At 70.8% G+C, this 15,114-nt stretch carries 14 protein-coding genes and 2 pseudogenes; 5 read left to right on the top strand and 11 right to left on the bottom strand.

Annotation, left to right across the window (positions count from 1 at the left end; translation table 11 throughout):
* Window positions 1-43: 43 nt before the first annotated feature.
* Both AB0K15_RS28145 and AB0K15_RS28140 read left to right on the top strand, forming a co-directional pair.
* Entirely contained in the window at window positions 44-781 is a 738-nt protein-coding gene (locus tag AB0K15_RS28145) for an SDR family oxidoreductase (protein WP_364056680.1), read from the top strand.
* Between the two features lie 120 nt (window positions 782-901).
* Window positions 902-1,681 carry an NPP1 family protein gene (locus tag AB0K15_RS28140; RefSeq protein WP_364056677.1) on the top strand — a complete coding sequence of 260 codons (780 nt, stop codon included), beginning with the start codon at window positions 902-904 and terminating at the stop codon, window positions 1,679-1,681.
* Window positions 1,682-1,684: 3 nt separating this feature from the next.
* Here AB0K15_RS28140 and AB0K15_RS28135 read toward each other — a convergent pair.
* A pseudogene (locus tag AB0K15_RS28135) lies at window positions 1,685-2,138 on the bottom strand (NAD-dependent dehydratase); the annotation flags it as partial.
* A 24-nt stretch (window positions 2,139-2,162) separates the two neighbouring features.
* Between AB0K15_RS28135 and AB0K15_RS28130 the strand changes: the two are divergent.
* A pseudogene (locus AB0K15_RS28130) lies at window positions 2,163-2,375 on the top strand (LysR family transcriptional regulator substrate-binding protein); the annotation flags it as partial.
* Between the two features lie 56 nt (window positions 2,376-2,431).
* On the opposite strand, the gene AB0K15_RS28125 reads toward AB0K15_RS28130, so the two are convergent.
* A complete protein-coding gene (locus tag AB0K15_RS28125; RefSeq protein WP_364056674.1) occupies window positions 2,432-3,889 on the bottom strand; it encodes an ABC transporter substrate-binding protein in 1,458 nt (485 codons plus the stop codon).
* Window positions 3,890-4,022: 133 nt separating this feature from the next.
* Between AB0K15_RS28125 and AB0K15_RS28120 the strand changes: the two genes are divergently transcribed.
* On the top strand, window positions 4,023-5,324 hold the full coding sequence (locus AB0K15_RS28120; protein ID WP_364056671.1) for a hypothetical protein: 1,302 nt from the start codon (window positions 4,023-4,025) through the stop codon (window positions 5,322-5,324).
* Window positions 5,325-5,385: 61 nt separating this feature from the next.
* Here the strand turns inward: AB0K15_RS28120 and AB0K15_RS28115 are convergent, their stop codons facing one another.
* From AB0K15_RS28115 to AB0K15_RS28105, 3 genes are all read right to left on the bottom strand, one after another.
* A complete protein-coding gene (locus AB0K15_RS28115) occupies window positions 5,386-5,688 on the bottom strand; it encodes a hypothetical protein (protein WP_364056668.1) in 303 nt (100 codons plus the stop codon).
* 36 nt (window positions 5,689-5,724) lie between these two features.
* Window positions 5,725-6,294 carry a dihydrofolate reductase family protein gene (locus tag AB0K15_RS28110; protein WP_364056665.1) on the bottom strand — a complete coding sequence of 190 codons (570 nt, stop codon included), beginning with the start codon at window positions 6,292-6,294 and terminating at the stop codon, window positions 5,725-5,727.
* Between the two features lie 608 nt (window positions 6,295-6,902).
* Window positions 6,903-7,694, bottom strand: a complete 792-nt coding sequence (locus AB0K15_RS28105) for a helix-turn-helix transcriptional regulator (protein ID WP_364056662.1) — start codon at window positions 7,692-7,694, stop codon at window positions 6,903-6,905.
* A 202-nt stretch (window positions 7,695-7,896) separates the two neighbouring features.
* Between AB0K15_RS28105 and AB0K15_RS28100 the strand changes: the two genes are divergently transcribed.
* The gene (locus AB0K15_RS28100) at window positions 7,897-8,238 is read left to right on the top strand and encodes a VOC family protein (protein ID WP_364056659.1); all 342 of its coding nucleotides are present in this window, start codon (window positions 7,897-7,899) and stop codon (window positions 8,236-8,238) included.
* A gap of 44 nt (window positions 8,239-8,282) precedes the next feature.
* On the opposite strand, the gene AB0K15_RS28095 is transcribed toward AB0K15_RS28100, so the two are convergent.
* The 6 genes from AB0K15_RS28095 to AB0K15_RS28070 all read right to left on the bottom strand — a co-directional run bounded on the left by AB0K15_RS28095 (window position 8,283) and on the right by AB0K15_RS28070 (window position 15,113).
* Complete coding sequence (locus tag AB0K15_RS28095; RefSeq protein ID WP_364056656.1) at window positions 8,283-9,872, bottom strand: glycoside hydrolase family 13 protein; 1,590 nt, start codon at window positions 9,870-9,872, stop codon at window positions 8,283-8,285.
* A 42-nt stretch (window positions 9,873-9,914) separates the two neighbouring features.
* Window positions 9,915-10,832, bottom strand: coding sequence for a carbohydrate ABC transporter permease (locus AB0K15_RS28090; protein ID WP_364056653.1), 918 nt, complete (start codon window positions 10,830-10,832; stop codon window positions 9,915-9,917).
* Window positions 10,833-10,841: 9 nt separating this feature from the next.
* Entirely contained in the window at window positions 10,842-11,810 is a 969-nt protein-coding gene (locus AB0K15_RS28085; protein ID WP_364056650.1) for a sugar ABC transporter permease, read from the bottom strand.
* Complete coding sequence (locus tag AB0K15_RS28080) at window positions 11,788-13,179, bottom strand: extracellular solute-binding protein (protein WP_364056647.1); 1,392 nt, start codon at window positions 13,177-13,179, stop codon at window positions 11,788-11,790. The genes AB0K15_RS28085 and AB0K15_RS28080 overlap by 23 nt, the downstream gene beginning before the upstream one ends.
* Before the next feature lie 116 nt (window positions 13,180-13,295).
* On the bottom strand, window positions 13,296-14,303 hold the full coding sequence (locus AB0K15_RS28075; protein WP_364056644.1) for a LacI family DNA-binding transcriptional regulator: 1,008 nt from the start codon (window positions 14,301-14,303) through the stop codon (window positions 13,296-13,298).
* Window positions 14,304-14,378: 75 nt separating this feature from the next.
* Window positions 14,379-15,113, bottom strand: a complete 735-nt coding sequence (locus AB0K15_RS28070; protein ID WP_364057125.1) for an IclR family transcriptional regulator C-terminal domain-containing protein — start codon at window positions 15,111-15,113, stop codon at window positions 14,379-14,381.
* Window position 15,114 lies beyond the last annotated feature (1 nt).

The following is a 15,114-nucleotide window of genomic DNA, read 5'->3' as shown; positions in this document are numbered from 1 at the left end:
TGTGGGAGCGTGCGGTACGGCCGCGACGAGGAGGGCGTACGGGATGAGCAGCAAGACCGCGGTGGTCACCGGAGCGGGTTCGGGCATCGGCCGGCGGGTCGCGCGCGCGTTGCTGGGCGCCGGCTACCAGGTCGCGCTGGCCGGGCGCCGGGCCGAAGCGCTTTCGGAGACGGCAGACGGTGCCGAGGGTGCGCTGGTGGTGCCCACGGACGTCGCCTCGCCCGAGGCCGTGGCGGCGTTGTTCGCGGCGGTGCGGGAGCGGTGGGGCCGGCTCGACCTGCTGGTGAACAACGCCGGGATGTCGGTGGGCGGGACCGTCGCGGACCTGTCGGTGGAGCGCTGGCGCCACGTCGTCGACACGAACCTGACGGGGATGTTCCTGTGCGCGCAGCAGGCCGTGCTCCTGATGAAGGACCAGGATCCGATGGGCGGGCGGATCATCAACAACGGCTCGATCTCCGCGCACGCGCCGCGGCCCGCGAGCGTCGCCTACACCGCCACGAAGCACGCCGTCACGGGCCTGACCAAGTCGATCTCCCTCGACGGCCGCGCCTGGAACGTCGCGTGTGGACAGATCGACATCGGCAACGCCGCCACGGAGATGACCGAGCGCATGTCCGCCGGCATCGGGCAGGCCGACGGCCGCGTGCTCGCCGAGCCCACCTTCGACGCGGGCCACGTGGCCGACGCGGTGCTGTACATGGCGGGGCTGCCGCTCGACGCGAACGTCCAGTTCCTGACCATCACGGCCACGACCATGCCCTTCATCGGGAGGGGCTGACCCTTCCGTACCGCCGGATCTACCCGTTCGGGCAATGATCTTCGAGTGGTCTGATCCACACTGCGGTGCTCCCGTCCCGAGGCCACGCTGGGCGTGCGATCACGAGAAGGGACCCGCTCGATGAAGCACCGCACGTTGCCCAGGCCGGCCGTCGTATCGCTGGCGATGGCCACCGTCGTTTTCGGCTCAGTGGCTTTCGGCTCGACGGCTTGGGCCGACCCGCCCTCGGCCCTGCCGGCCGGCGCGCCCGCCGCCGACGCCAAGTGGCAGCCCGCGCTCGACTTCGACAAGGACGGCTGCTACAACACCCCGGCCATCGGCCCCGACGGCACGCTCAACCCGGGCCTCGACCTCGGCGGTGCGGTGAACGGCAACTGCCACGACAAGTCCGATCTGGCCAACACCAACGTCTACTCCCGGTCCAAGTGCAACAACGGCTGGTGCGCCTACCTGTACGGGTACTACTTCGAGAAGGACCAGGTCTCCGACGGTCCCGTGTCGGCCGGTCACAAACACGACTGGGAGCACATCGTCGTGTGGGTGCAGGACGACCAGGCGAAGTACATTTCCGTTTCCCAGCACCAGGGTTACGAGACCAAGCCCGCTTCGGAGGTCCCGTTCCAGGACAGTCACCCGAAGGCCGTGTACCACAAGGACGGCGTCTCGACCCACGACTTCCGCTTCCCCAAGGCGGACAACGGCGACGAGCCGCCCGAGAACGACGAGGGCGTGTGGCAGGTCAAGGGCCTCGTCGGCTGGGACAACTACCCCTCGGGTATCCGCGACAAGCTCACCGCGGCCGACTTCGGGGACGCGACGTTCAAGCTGACGGACGACCGCTTCAACGGCACGCTGGCGACGGCGAAGCCGGGCGAGGTCGGACTGGACCCGAACGCCTGAGCGTCAGGGGATGACCTTGTCGCGGCGGAACTCGTCGAACAGCCGGCAGAACCTCCGCTCGGTGTCCACATAGGAGTGGAAGCCCGCGCGGCGGGATTTCGACGTGTCCGCGAACATGTCGTAGTCCCAGGAGAACACGAAGTCGCCGAAGGCCCGGGCGGACACGTCGCGGCAGGCCGGCTCGAGTCCGTGGTCGGCGGACATCCGCCGACCACGGCGGTTCCTTGTCCGCCATCACGGTCGCGAGCGACATCGGCAACGGCGGCGCCGTGTCCAGGCCGAAGCACACGGCGAGCTTCGGCCACAGTTCGCTCCAGCGGAAGAGGTCGCCGTTCGCGATGTTGAGGGCCTCGTTGCGGGCGGAGGTCGCGGCCCAGACCTCGGCCTCCGCCAAGAGGCCGGCGTCGGTCATTTCCAGGAGGCTGTCGTAGGCGCCGGGTTTGCCGGGAAAGCGCAGTCGCTGGGGGGCGAGGTGTGCGGCGTCGTCCTCCCCGCCGACGGCGCCACCGAGGGCGACCGCGGCACCGTCGACCTGGCCACGCTCGCCGACTGCGCCTGGGTGCACCACGCCCCCGGCCACGGCCTCGCCGAAATCCTCGACACCGCCTGCGCCGACGCCGGTTTCCGCCCGCGCCCCGCCGTCCGCACCGAGCAGACGGCCACCGCCCCCATCCTCGCGGCCGCCGGCCTGGGCCGGATCCGTTGACCAGTGGTTTCGTCGAGGTTCTCGCGCAGTGCGCGACGGTGTGATCAGACCGAAAGCCCAGCCAAGTCGATGCCCGAGAACGCCGTCGCCCGCACGTCGTGGAGGCGGGGCGACCACACGGCGTGCCCGTGGCCCGTCCACAGGGGGGCGACCGGGAGGTCGCGCAGCAGCTGGTTCTCGGCGACCCGGTACAGCTGCCCGGCTTCCGCGGCGGTGGGCGCGGACTCCGCTGCCGAGAGGTCCTGCGAGAAGCCGGCGTCCGAGTAGCCCGAGGCGGACGCCAGGGCCGACAGGAGGTCCGCCGGGCTCGCGGAGGCGAGGTTCAAGTCCACAGTAGACAGAACGGCCGCCTGCTCGGTCGGCCGTTGGGCGGCGGTCACCGGAACCCCCAGCGCCGTGGTCAAGCCGGCGGCGAGCGGGCGCGTCCACTGGCCCGCGCCGGGGTCGAAGTACACCGTGGTGGGGCCGGTGAACCCCGACTGGCCGAGCAGTGACTTGGCGGCGGCCGCGTCGAAGGAGCAGGGGCGGCAGGTGCCGGTGCGTTCGCCGGGGGCGTCGGCGGGCGGCAGGAGGGCGTGGGCCGGGTCGACCTGGTGGGCGAGGGGGCCGGCTTCCAGCGCCGCGCGGTCGACGGCGAGGGCGAAGGCGTGGCGCACGGCCGCGTCGGCGAAGCGGGGGTCGTCGGTGGGGAAGACGAGGTAGCCGGCCTCGGGCAGGGGCCAGGTGGTGTGGCGGTCGGCGAAGTCGGTGTGCATGGCTTCGTGGCGTTCGCCGGGGACGGAGGTGACGAGGTCGAGCGAACCGTCGCGCACGGCGTCGTACTGCTCTGCCGGGTCGCCCACGCGCAGGTCGACCTCGGTGGCCCGCCCGCCGGCGGGGGCGACGCGCAGGAGGGTGCCGCCGGTGCCGGGGGCCCAGCCGTCGGCGAGGCGGAAGGGGCCGTCGCCGACGGGGTCGCGGGCGAAGCCGTTCCAGTCGCGCGAAGCGAGGACCGACGCGGGCATCGGCACGAGCCCCGGCGCCGAGAGCCAGGCCGGCACCTGGCTGCTCGGACGGCCGAGCACAAGCCGGATCGTCGTCGCGTCGGGGGCCGTGATCTGCTTGGCCCGCAACGACTTCGTCAAGACCGGCGTGACCTCCCAGTTCTCGCCGGCGATGGCCCGCCATGTGTCCACATAGGACTGTGCGGTGACGGGGGTGCCGTCGTGGAACCGCAGGCCCGGGCGCAGTTTCACGGTCCACGTCACGCGGTCGGTGCTCGTGATCGACGCGGCGGCGCGCGGGGTGAGCTTGCCCGTGGCCGGGTCGTAGTCGGCGAGCGGCGTCCAGAGCGCGCCCGTGACGAACCGCCCTGCCTGGTCGTCGACGTCGGCGGGCAGCAGCGTGCCCGGCTCCTGCAGGCCGACCGTGACGACACCCGGGCGTGCGGGCTCGGCGGACGAACAGCCGGCGAGCGCGGACAACGCCATCACCGCGGCGGCGAGCAGGGCAGGCAGGCGCATGGTGTCTTAATACCAGTTGGAAAGAGACGAAAGGCGGTTGTGTCCGGTTGGTCACCGTCTTAGAGTGCAACGGTCACGCTGGGCGTTCTGGGAGGTTCGTGTGCGCCGCTGGTGGGTTCGATCTTGCTTGGCCTTGACCACCGTCGCCGCGACACTCATCGCGACCGAGCTGCCCGCGGCCGCGTGCGGCGAGGACGACAAGCCGGCGGTGCAGGCCAAACACACCGCCGGTGACCCGGGCGCGGTCAAGGGCGTGCGCGCCGTCGGCAACGTGCCCGACGCGGCGGGCGCGATCTCCGCCAACTTCCTGCAGTACGGCCACCGCGACGTGATGGTGGTGTCCGGCGAGTTCGGCCTCAAGGTCTACGACCTCACCCGCAACCCCGCCGCGCCGAAGGCGATCGGGCAGCTCAGCCTGCCCGGCCTGTGGGAGACCGAGGACACCGAGGTCGACGCACAGCGCAAGCTGGTGTTCCTCTCGCGCGACCCGCGCGCGTTCGAGGGCAACACGCACACCGGTGAGTCCGGCATCTACGTCGTGGACGTCTCGCGTCCGGAGAAGCCCGCGATCCTCAGCTACGTGCGCGTGCCGGCCGGCCACACCACCAGCTGCGTCGACGGCTGCCGCTACCTGTGGACCGGCGGCCCCGCGAAGGCCGACGACCAGCCGGCCGACTGGGGCGGGCGCCCGATCTGGGTCACCGACGTGCGCGACCCGCGCCACCCCGTCGTGCACCCCGACCCCATCGAGCTCGCCCGCAACGACGGCCAGACCGACTACGTCCACGACGTCCAGGTCGACTCCGCGGGCGTCGCGTGGGTGTCGGGCCGCGGCGGCGTCCGCGGTTACTGGACCAGCGGCCTGCACCGAGACCCCGTCCGCGGCGGCGTGCACCGCGCCACTGCGCTGCAGCCCGTCCCGTACGCCGGCGGCGGCGTCGACGAGACCGCCGCGCCGTCGAAGTTCCTGCACAACAGCTTCCACCCGGTCGGCCCCCGCGCCGCCGGCTCCTGGCGCGGCCACGACCTCGTCTACGCCACCGAGGAGAACTTCCTCGACGGCTGCGCGGGCGACGGCGTGCTCACCATCTCCTCGCTCGCCGGCTCGTACAACGGAGAAGGCTGGCGCTCGACGCCGGAGGACCCCTTCCGCCTGCAGAGCATCGGCACCTGGAGCGTCGCGGGCCAGGAAGGCAGCGACCCCGCCTCCGACGACTGCTCCGCCCACTACTTCGACCTGCGCGACCACGTGCTCGTCCAGTCCTTCTACTCCCAGGGCACGCGCTTCCTCGACGTCAGCGACCCCACCAACCCGCGCCAGATCGCCTACTTCCGCCCGGCGGACGCGAGCTCGTGGGCGCCGTACTGGCATGACGGGTACGTGTATGTGGCGGACAACGTGCGTGGGGTGGATGTTCTGAAGCTGACGGCCTGAGATCCGGTCGCCGGGCCGCCCGAACGTCTTCGAGCGGCCCCGCACCCGCGCGGTCCGAGGTTCAGAGCACCTGGTCCGCCGGCACCGTGAACTGCACCCGGCCGTCGTCGTCCCCGACTCCGTAGCTCAGTTCGACGACCGCTGTGGCGTGGCCCTGGGGGTCCCGTTCGCGCCGCAGCACTTCGCAGTCGAGGTCGAACGGCATCGGCAGCGGAGTACTCGCGTCCCAGTTCTCCGCGGTCAGGACGGGCACCTTCTCCGTGATCAGCACGACGGTGCCGTCCGCGTCGGCGAACCGCAGTTCCACGAAGCCGGGGAACTCTTCGTCCACCCAGCGGGTCACCGTCGCCTCGAGCTTTGCCATGAGACGGAGTCTGCCAGCCGCGCGGAAGCCACCGGATCAATGCCGCGTGGGCCGGTAGATCAGTTCCTGCGTGTGCCCGTCCAGCGTGCGGCTTTCGAGGAGCTCCAGGTCGAAGTCCTCGGCGCCTTCGAAGATGCGGGCGGCGCCCGTCCGGCCGGTGAGGACGGGGAAGACGGTCAGCTGCACGCGGTCGACCAGGCCGGCGGCCATCAGGGCGCGGTTCATGGCCAGGCTGCCGTGCGAGCGCAGCGGCGCGCCGGACTCCTTTTTCAGCCGTGCGACGACGTCGCGGGCGTCGCCGCTGATGACGGTCGCGTCCGGCCAGTCGAGGGGGCCGCGCAGGGTGGTGGACACGACGGTGGCCGGCAGGTTCCGCATCCGGGCGACCCAGGGGTCGAGGTTCTCCACACCGAACGCGGCGAACATCTCCACGTTGTCCCGGAACGTGGTCCCCCCGAACACCATCCGCTGCCCCTCGCCGTACAGCTCGAGCCGGCGCGCCAGCAGTTCGGGGCCCTGCTTGCCCCAGTAGCCGCCCCAGTCGCCGGTGTGGGAGCCGTAGCCGTCGAGGCTGGAGAAGACGTCGAAGGTGTAGGTGGCGGTCATGGTGCGCTCCTTGGGTCAGGTTCGGGCCGGGCAGCCCCTCACCCTGCCTACGAACCCGCTCGACGCCAATCGACACCGGCCCGGAAAAATCTCGGGCAGGCCGAAACCACGACGACAAACGGCCCGGAGTTCTCCTGCTGTCAGCGGCCGTGACGCCTCCGCCCCGCCTCCGTCCTGGCCGCGTTCGGGGTTGTCGACCAGCCGCGTGCCAGCGCGCTTATCGGGCTGGATCCGGCCGGCCATCGCCGACCTGCCCGGCCGGCTTTCCTGGATCGGCGCGACGATCCGTGGTCCACGGGCGACCGCGCCGCCCGGGAGGAGCTGCCCGTGCGGAGCGACTCCGCGGGTCTGCTGCGTCCGCTCGTGGCCGCTCGCCGTCGGGTTGACCTCGGCTCGCAGGTCGTGCACGGAGATCTGCTCGGCAACGTCCTGTTCGCCGACGGCCAGGCCCCGGCGGTGATCGACTGGGCGGTGGACTGGCGGCCGCCCTCGTGGGCGTCGGCGGTCGCGGTCGTCGACACCCTGTGCCGGCACGGCGCCCGGCCGGACCTCGCGAAGCGGTGGTCGCACCTGCCGGCCTGGGGTCAGTTGCTCGTGCGCGCCTTGATCTACCGCATCGTGACCGACGAGGTGCTCCTCGGGCCGAACGACTGGCCGCGGGCGCGGGTCAACGCGTACCGGCCGGTGGTCGAGCTCGCGATCAGGTGGAGCGTCTGCCAGTTGAGCCGCAGGTCGCCGACGGTTTCGTGGTAGAAGCGCTTCACGCCGTGCTGGTGTTCGGCCACGCGGTGGTCCGCCCACATCGTCGCGAACTCCGCCGACCGCAGGCTCAGGTCGCCCACGAGGCGGGACAGCGGCTCGCCGGCGGGGGAGGCGCGCAGGACGGCCACGACGTCGGCGGCGATGTCGGCCCAGTCGCGGTACACGACGCGGGCGCGGGGGTTCAGGAACCTCCACCGCGCGGTGTTGCGGTCGGCCACGGGCATCGCGTCGAAGTCGTCGAGCAGGGTCTTGCCCGCGTGGTTGATGCCGAGCATCTCCAGGTGAGGGCCGTGGATCACCGCGGGTACCGAGAGAGCGCGGATCATCGACTGCCGCGCCGGCCGCGCCCGCGCCGCCCGCGAGGAACCCGGCTGCAGCAGCGAACGCAGGTAGCGGCTCTCCACCTCGTCGAGCCGCAGCGCCCGCACGACGGCGTCCACGACCTGGCCCGAGACGTTGCCCGCGCGGCCCTGTTCGAGCTTCACGTAGTAGTGGACGCTCACGCCGGCCAGGATCGCGACCTCCTCGCGGCGCAGCCCCTTCACCCGCCGCGCGGTGGTCGGGCCGGGCAGGCCGACGTCCGAGGGGGACAGGGCTGCCCGACGCGAGGTGAGGAAGTCACGCAGCTCGTTGCCCATACCGGCGATCATGGCCGCCGAGACCACCGGCGGACCCGGTCCGGGTGGTACTGCCGGAGCCACCACGAGCGGTACCAGGCATCCCCTTCGCCCGAGCGCCGAACCCCGCTCTGATGGAAAGCGTCAACGACACCTCACCCCGGAGCTCCGCCATGCCTTTGCCTTCCGCCCCGCCGCAGAACCCGCGTCGCCGTTCGCGTCCATGCGCGGGCACCACACGGGGATCCGCTACCCCGACTTCGAGCAGGCCCTCGCGTTCTGGGTCGACACCATGGGCTGGCGCGTCCTGCAGGTCTGGCCCTACGGCGACCTCACCCTCTCCTACGTCCTGCCGCCCGCCCAGGACGACTTCCGCCTCGAGATCCTCGGCGGTCCCGGCGCCGCCGCCCAGCCGCGGTTCGGTGACGTCGACGCCACACTCGCCGAGATCGTCAACCCGCCGTTCGAGATCGACGACATCAGCGCCCGCCTCGCGTTCTTCCGCGACCCGTGGGGCACCATGTTCGAGCTCTCCGAGCGCCTCGGCGACGACCACGCCCCCTGACCGACGCCGGTGGAGGGCGCCCCCGGGCCGCCCTCCACCGCCGGTCAGGACCGCAGCCACACAGCGGTGTCCGTCGGGATCTCCGTCGTGACGGGACCGCTCGCCAGCAGGATCTCCCCGGCCGGCAACGGAACCGGGGCGGCGGAGAAGTTCAGCACGAACGTGAACCCCGGCTCCCGCGTGAACGCCAGCACCCCGTCGCCGAGCGCCAGCCACTCCAGCCCGCCCGCGCCGAGCGCCGGGTGCTCCGTCCGGATCCGCAGGCCGTCGCGGTACAGCGACAGCATCGACGCCGGGTCCGCCGCCTCCGCCGAAGCCGTGTAGCCGCCCCACGAAGCCGGTTGAGGCAGCCACGGTATCCCTGTCCCGAACCCGAACGGTGCGGCAGGACCCGACCACGGCAGCGGCACCCGGCACCCGTCCCGGCCCGGGTCCGCGCCGTCGGTCCGCGCCCAGACAGGGTCCTGCCGCAGCTCCGAAGGAAGGTCCTCGACCTCCCACAACCCCAGCTCTTCGCCCTGGTACACGTACACCCCGCCCGGCAGCGCCAGCGTCAGCAACGCCGCCGCCCGCGCCCGGCGGGTGCCCAACGCGAGGTCCACGGGCGAGCCGTGCAGCCGGTCCGCGAAGGAGAATCCCGTGTCCCCGGAGCGGCCGTACCGCGTGACGTGCCGCGTCACGTCGTGGTTGGACAGCACCCACGCCGCGGGCGCGCCGACCTCGTCGTGGGCCCGCAGCGTGCGCGAGATGACGTCGCGGAAGCGCGAGACGTCCCACGGGCACACCAGGAAGTCGAAGTTGAACGCCGAGTGCAGCTCGTCGCGGCGCAGGTACCGCGCGGCCCGCGACATGTCGGGCAGCCACATCTCGCCGACGAGCACGCGTTCACCCGCGTACGAGTCGGCGATCTTGCGCCACGACCGGTAGATCTCGTGCAGCCCCTCCTGGTCGGAGAACGGCGTCTCGTCCCCGCCCTCGACGTCGGGCAGCGCGGGATCCTTCACGAGCCCGTCGGCGACGTCGATGCGGAAGCCGTCGACGCCGCGGTCGAACCAGAACCGCAGCACGTCCTCGAACTCCGCGCGGATGTCGGCGTTGTCCCAGTTGAAGTCGGGCTGGCGCGAGCTGTACAGGTGCAGGTACCACTCCCCGTCCTCGACGCGGGTCCACGCGGGCCCGCCGAAGCGCGACTTCCAGTTGTTCGGCGGCTCCGAACCGTCGGCGCCGCGGCCGGGGCGGAACCAGAACCGTTGCCGCTCGGGGGATCCCGGCTCGGCCGCGAGCGCGGCGCGGAACCACCGGTGCTCGTCGGAGCAGTGGTTGGGCACGATGTCGATGATCACGCGGATGCCGCGCTCGTGGGCCTCGGCGATGAGCTCCTCGGCCTCGTCGAGCGTGCCGAAAAGCGGTTCGATGTCGCGGAAGTCGGCGACGTCGTAGCCGCCGTCGTCCATCGGCGACGGGTACCACGGCGTGAACCAGATGGCGTCGACCCCCAGCTCCGCCAGGTGGTCCAGTTTGGACCGCACCCCGGCGAGGTCGCCGATGCCGTCGTCGTTTCCGTCGGCGAAGCTGCGGATGTACACCTGGTAGATCGCCGCACTGCGCCACCAGGCCGAAGACAGTTCGGTCACTGCGTAGTCCTCCCAGAGTCGTTTGTGTACCCAGTCGGTGTGTCAGCCCTTGATCGAACCGGCGGTGAGCCCGGCGAGGATCTGGCGCTGGAACACGAGGAACAGCACGATCATCGGCACGCTCGCCAGCACCATGCCCGCCACGAGCAGGTTGAGCGGCATGTCGATCGCCACCCGCTGCAGCATCACGCTCAGCGTCTGCTTGCCGGTGTCCGGGAACACCAGCAGCGGCCAGATGAAGTCCTTCCACGCGGCCACGATCGTGAGGATCGAGACCACGGCGAGGATCGGGCGTGAGATCGGCAGGATGATCTTCCACAACGTGCGCACCGGTCCGGCGCCGTCGATGCGCGCGGCTTCGACGAGCTCGTCGGGGATTTGGTCGAAGAACCGTTTGAGCAGGTAGATGTTGAACGCGTTGGCCGCGGCCGGCAGCCAGATCGCGGCGGGGGAGTTGATCAGGTTCAGGTGCAGCAGCGGCAGGTCGGTCACCGTCACGTACGTCGGCACCAGCAGCGCCGCGGCCGGCAGCATGAGCGTCACGAGCATGAGCCCGAGCACCACGTTGCCGAACTTCGGCCGCAGTTTCGACAGCGCGAACGCCGCCGGCACGTCCACCGCGAGCTGCACCAGCCACGCGCCGCCGGCCACGACGACCGTGTTGAGGAAGTACTTCCCGAGGTCCATCTGGTCCCACGCCTCGGTGAACGACTCCGGATGCCACTCGCGCGGCACGATCGTCGCCGGGGTCGCCGCCAGCTCCGCCGGCGACTTCATCGCGCCCGTCACGGCCCAGTACAGCGGGAACAGGAACGCCAGCGTGAACAGCACGAACGTGCACACGAACACGATCACGTACACGGTCTTCCCGCCGCCGGTGCGCAGCTGCGACGGTGAGATCAGTGTTCGTCCTGAAGGGACAGCCGCACGTTTCCCCTTGCGCGGCAGGGCGGTTGTCATGGGCACCTCCTAGTCGTCCGCGCGCCGGGTCAGCCGCACGTACATCGCCGAGAACACACCCAGTGCCACGAACAGCAGCAGGCTCATCGCGCTGGCCGAGCCGAAGTCGTTGTAGACGAAGGCGTAGCGGTACAGGAGAAGCAGCACGGTCACCGTCGAGTCGTCCGGTCCGCCGCCGGTCATCACGTACGGTTCGGTGAACACCTGCATCGTCGCCACGATCTGCAGCAGCAGGAGCGCCAGCAGCACGAACCGGGTCTGCGGGAACGTCACGTGCCGCAGCCGCCGCCACATCCCGGCGCCGTCGAGCTCCGCGGCCTCGTACAGCTCGCCCGGGATGGTCTGCAGCGCCGCCAGGTAGATCAGCGTGGTGCTGCCCATGTTGGCCCAGGTGGACACGAACACCAGCGACAGCACCGCGGTCGTCGAGGAGTCGAGCCACTGCAGGCCCGGCAGGCCGACCGCGTTCAGCGCCGAGTTGAACAGGCCGGGACCCGGGTCGTAGAACCACTTCCACATCAACGCGGTGACCACGGGCGGCAGCATCACCGGCAGGTACACCGCGAGCCGGAAGTACGCCCGCGCGTGGCGCAGCTCGTTGAGCAGCACCGCCGCCAGGAAGGGCACGAGGAACCCGAAGACGAGCGCGAACCCGGTGAACAGCAACGTGTTGCGCCACGCCACCCCGAACAGCGGGTCGGCGAACAGGCGCACGAAGTTGTCGAACCCGACCCACGTCGGCGGGTTCACGAAGTCGACCTGCTGGAAGCTCAGCAGCACCCCGCGCACGATGGGGTACCAGGAGAACATCGCGAACACCACCAGCGCGGCGCACAAGAGCGTGTACGCGGTGAGGTTCTCGCGCAGGCGCCGCTTGAGCCGGGCCCGCCGGCGTTCGGCGGCCGAGACGGCCGGCCGGCCGGCCCGCGGGGTGACCGCGGGCCAGTCGAGGACGTTACCTGACCTGGGCGAGGACACTGTTGACCTTCGACTGTGCCGAGCCGAGCAGCTGGTCGATGTTCGCGTTGCGGTCGGTGAGCACGGCCTGCATCACGCTGTCGAGCGCGGCGTAGATCTGCTGCGCGTTCGGCGGTTCGATGCTGCCCTTGATCTTGTCCGCGGTGTCCACGTAGGACTGGTAGTTCTCCGCGGGCACGTTGGCGTACTTCTTCTTCACGGCCAGCTGCTGGTCGCGCACCGCGCCCTGCCAGATGTCCGGCGTCGGCTCGGTCGGCAGACCCACGGGCTGCTTGCCGTCGGCGTACTGCTTCACGTGCTTGTCGAAGCGGTCGGGGTTGAGGTACTTCCACTGGATCCACTCGAGCCCGGCCTTGATCTTCGCGGCCGACGCCTTCGGGTTGATCATGTAGCCCTCGCCGCCGAGCAGGGTGCCCTGCGTGCCGGGCATGCCGGCGATGCCGTAGTCCTCGTACTTGCCGTTGAACTGCTTCACCAGCACGGGCACGTTGTCCGGCGCGGCCATGTACATGCCGAGCTGGCCGGCGCCCATCATGCGCTGCACGTCGACGTCCTGCAGCAGCTGCTTGCTGCCCATGGAGTTGTCGTCCCAGCGCATGGCGTGCAGGTAGTTCAGCGCGGCGCGGCCCTTGTCGTTGTCGAAGTCGGCGACCCACTTGTCGCCGTCCTTGCGGGCGATGTCGCCGCCCATCGAGTACAGCCAGCCGGTCATGTGCCAGCCGCCCTGGTTGTTCTTGCTGTAGTCGGCGTACCCCACGATCCCGTTGCCCAGCGCGGAGATCTTCTTCGCGTCGGCGCGCACCTCGTCCCAGGTGGCGGGCGGCTTGTCCGGGTCGAGCCCGGCCTGCTGGAAGAGCTTGCGGTTGTAGACGAGCCCCATGGTGTAGTTGGCCGTCGGAAGGCCGTAGAGCTTGCCGCTCGCGTCCCGGAAGTTGTCCAGGAGTTGCGGCTGGATGTCGTTGACGTGCGGCACGCTCTTCGCCGCTTCCGTGACGTCGGCGGCCTGGTGGCGGGCGATGATCTGCGCCGGGTCGGTGAAGTACACGTAGTACACGTCTTCGAGCTGGCCGCCGGCGAGCTTCGCCGAGAACGTCTTGGGGTCCATGAAGCCCTCGTGGGGCACGATGTCGACGTCCGGGTGGGAAGCCTCGAACTCGGCGACGTCGGCGTCGAACACCTTGCGCTCGAACGGCTGCGTGGTCGGCGGCTGCCCGGTGACGGTGATCTGGACCTTTCCGCCGGCGTCACCGCCCTCGGAGCCGGAGCCGCAGGCGGCGAGGCTCACGGCCAGGCCACCCGCGGTGAGCAGGGCGATCACGGTTCTGGGGGTGCGGCTGGACCTCGCTGCTCGGGACCAGGGACTGCTCATCTCAAGCCTCTTCTCGCGGTCGCGACGGCTGTGTCGTGATGGCCGTCACTCTAAAGTGTGAGACCAGAACGCCGCAATAACCCGACGAGGATTTGCAAGTTACGAACAGGACGTGATCACGCCCGGTGTCGCGCGGTCGACCCCCTCACCACGAGCTCGGGGGCGAACAGCAGCTCCTCGGCCGCGACCTCGCCGCCGTTGATCCGCTTCACGAGCAGCTCCACCACGGCGCGGCCCATCGCCTCGATCGGCTGGCGCGTGGTCGTCAGCGGCGGATCGGTGCAGTTCATGAGGGCGGAGTCGTCGTAGCCGACCACGGAGATGTCGTCCGGCACCGCCAGGCCTTGCCGCCGTGCGGCCCGGATCGCGCCGAGGGCCAGCAGGTCGCTCGCGCACAGCACGGCGGTGGCCCCGCGCGGGTACAAGCGGGCGGCCGCGGCGTGCCCGCCTTCGATGGAGAACATGCCGTGCTCCACCAGCTCGTCGAGCACGGGCAGGCCGAGTTTCGCCGCGTACGACCGGAAAGCCGCGAGCTTGCGCTGCGACGGCACGTGGTCGGCCGGGCCCAGGACCAGGCCGATCTTCTCGTGGCCGAGCGAGCTCAGGTGCCCCACGACCTGCTCGACGGCCACCGCGTCGTCGCACGAGACCTGCGGCAGCCCGAGGTGGTCGACGGCGGCGTTGATCAGCACCGTGGGCAGCTTGCGTTCCACGAGGTGGTGGTAGTGCGTGTGCACGGCGTCGGCCTGGGCGAACAGCCCGCCGGCGAACACCACCCCGGACACCTGCTGCTGCAGGAGCAGCTCCACATACTCGGCTTCGGACACCCCGCCGGCGGTGCGCGTGCACAGCACGGGCGTGAACCCCTGCTGGGCCAGCGCGTTGCCCATGATCTCGGCGAGCGCGGGGAAGATCGGGTTCTGCAGCTCGGGCAGCACGAGCCCCACCAGGCGGGCCCGTTCCCCGCGCAGCTGGGTGGGGCGTTCGTAGCCCATCACGTCCAGTGCGGTGAGAACGGCGGCCCGGGTGCTCGCGGAAACCCCGGGCCGGCCGTTGAGCACCCGGCTGACCGTGGCTTCGCTGACCCCCACCTGTCGGGCCACTTCGGCAAGTCGACGCGTCATGGCTGAAACTTTACTGCAACGACTCGCAAAATCTCGACTTCACGGTGCGAGGGTGCTGACACGCTGTGCCACCGGCTACAGCGTGCGCCCCAGCTGCTCCGCCTGGTCGCGCAGGACCGGCAGGAACTCGTCGCGCAGCCGGTCCATCGAGATGCGGCCCGCGGTGGCGCTCACCGACATCGCGGCGACGGTGCGGCCGCGCGAATCGAGCACGGGCACGGCGAGCGAGCGCAGGCCGTACTCCAGCTCCTCGTCGGTGAACGCCGCGCCTTCTTCGCGAGCGAGCTCCACGCGCCGGCGGATCTCGGCGGGGACCACCGGCGTTTTCGGGGTCCTGGGGCGGGGATCGCACCGTTCGAGGTAGGCCGTGAGGTCCTCGGTGGACAGTGCGGACAGGAGCACGTGCCCGGTCGCGGACGCGTAGGCCGGCAGGCTCGCCCCGATACGCACGCCGGTGTTGACGATCCGCTTCACCTCGCTGCGCGCGATGAACAATGCCTCGTCGTTCTGCAGCACCGCCAGTGACGCCGACTCCTGCACGTGCTCGCGCACCGCCGCCAGGTGGGGCTGGGCGAGCTGCGGCAGCGCCGTCGACTCGACGTAGGCGTCGCCCAGGCGCAGGAGCCGCGGTGTGGGCAGGAAGTGCTTGCCGTCGTGGGTGAGGTACCCGAGGTCGACGAGCGTGAGCAGGCAGCGGCGGGCCACGGCGCGGTTGAGGCCGGTGAGGCGCGCCGCGTCGCTGATCGCGAGCTTCGGCGTGGCCTCGCCGAAGAGCTCGAGGATCGCCAGTCCCTTGGCCAAACCGGCCATT

The sequence above is a fragment of the Amycolatopsis sp. NPDC049253 genome, assembly GCF_040678995.1.
In the GTDB taxonomy this organism is placed as follows: Bacteria; Actinomycetota; Actinomycetes; order Mycobacteriales; family Pseudonocardiaceae; genus Amycolatopsis.
This window is presented reverse-complemented; position numbering and strand designations above follow the sequence as displayed.

What these genes read in the sequence shown, in the direction of transcription:
- AB0K15_RS28075 (WP_364056644.1), bottom strand. Translation starts at nt 14,303, where the DNA reads ATGACGCGTCGACTTGCCGAAGTGGCCCGACAGGTGGGGGTCAGCGAA.
- AB0K15_RS28100 (WP_364056659.1), top strand. Translation starts at nt 7,897, where the DNA reads ATGCGCGGGCACCACACGGGGATCCGCTACCCCGACTTCGAGCAGGCC.
- AB0K15_RS28140 (WP_364056677.1), top strand. Translation starts at nt 902, where the DNA reads ATGAAGCACCGCACGTTGCCCAGGCCGGCCGTCGTATCGCTGGCGATG.
- AB0K15_RS28105 (WP_364056662.1), bottom strand. Translation starts at nt 7,694, where the DNA reads ATGGGCAACGAGCTGCGTGACTTCCTCACCTCGCGTCGGGCAGCCCTG.
- AB0K15_RS28115 (WP_364056668.1), bottom strand. Translation starts at nt 5,688, where the DNA reads ATGGCAAAGCTCGAGGCGACGGTGACCCGCTGGGTGGACGAAGAGTTC.
- AB0K15_RS28125 (WP_364056674.1), bottom strand. Translation starts at nt 3,889, where the DNA reads ATGCGCCTGCCTGCCCTGCTCGCCGCCGCGGTGATGGCGTTGTCCGCG.
- AB0K15_RS28145 (WP_364056680.1), top strand. Translation starts at nt 44, where the DNA reads ATGAGCAGCAAGACCGCGGTGGTCACCGGAGCGGGTTCGGGCATCGGC.
- AB0K15_RS28070 (WP_364057125.1), bottom strand. Translation starts at nt 15,113, where the DNA reads ATGGCCGGTTTGGCCAAGGGACTGGCGATCCTCGAGCTCTTCGGCGAG.
- AB0K15_RS28090 (WP_364056653.1), bottom strand. Translation starts at nt 10,832, where the DNA reads ATGACAACCGCCCTGCCGCGCAAGGGGAAACGTGCGGCTGTCCCTTCA.
- AB0K15_RS28110 (WP_364056665.1), bottom strand. Translation starts at nt 6,294, where the DNA reads ATGACCGCCACCTACACCTTCGACGTCTTCTCCAGCCTCGACGGCTAC.
- AB0K15_RS28080 (WP_364056647.1), bottom strand. Translation starts at nt 13,179, where the DNA reads ATGAGCAGTCCCTGGTCCCGAGCAGCGAGGTCCAGCCGCACCCCCAGA.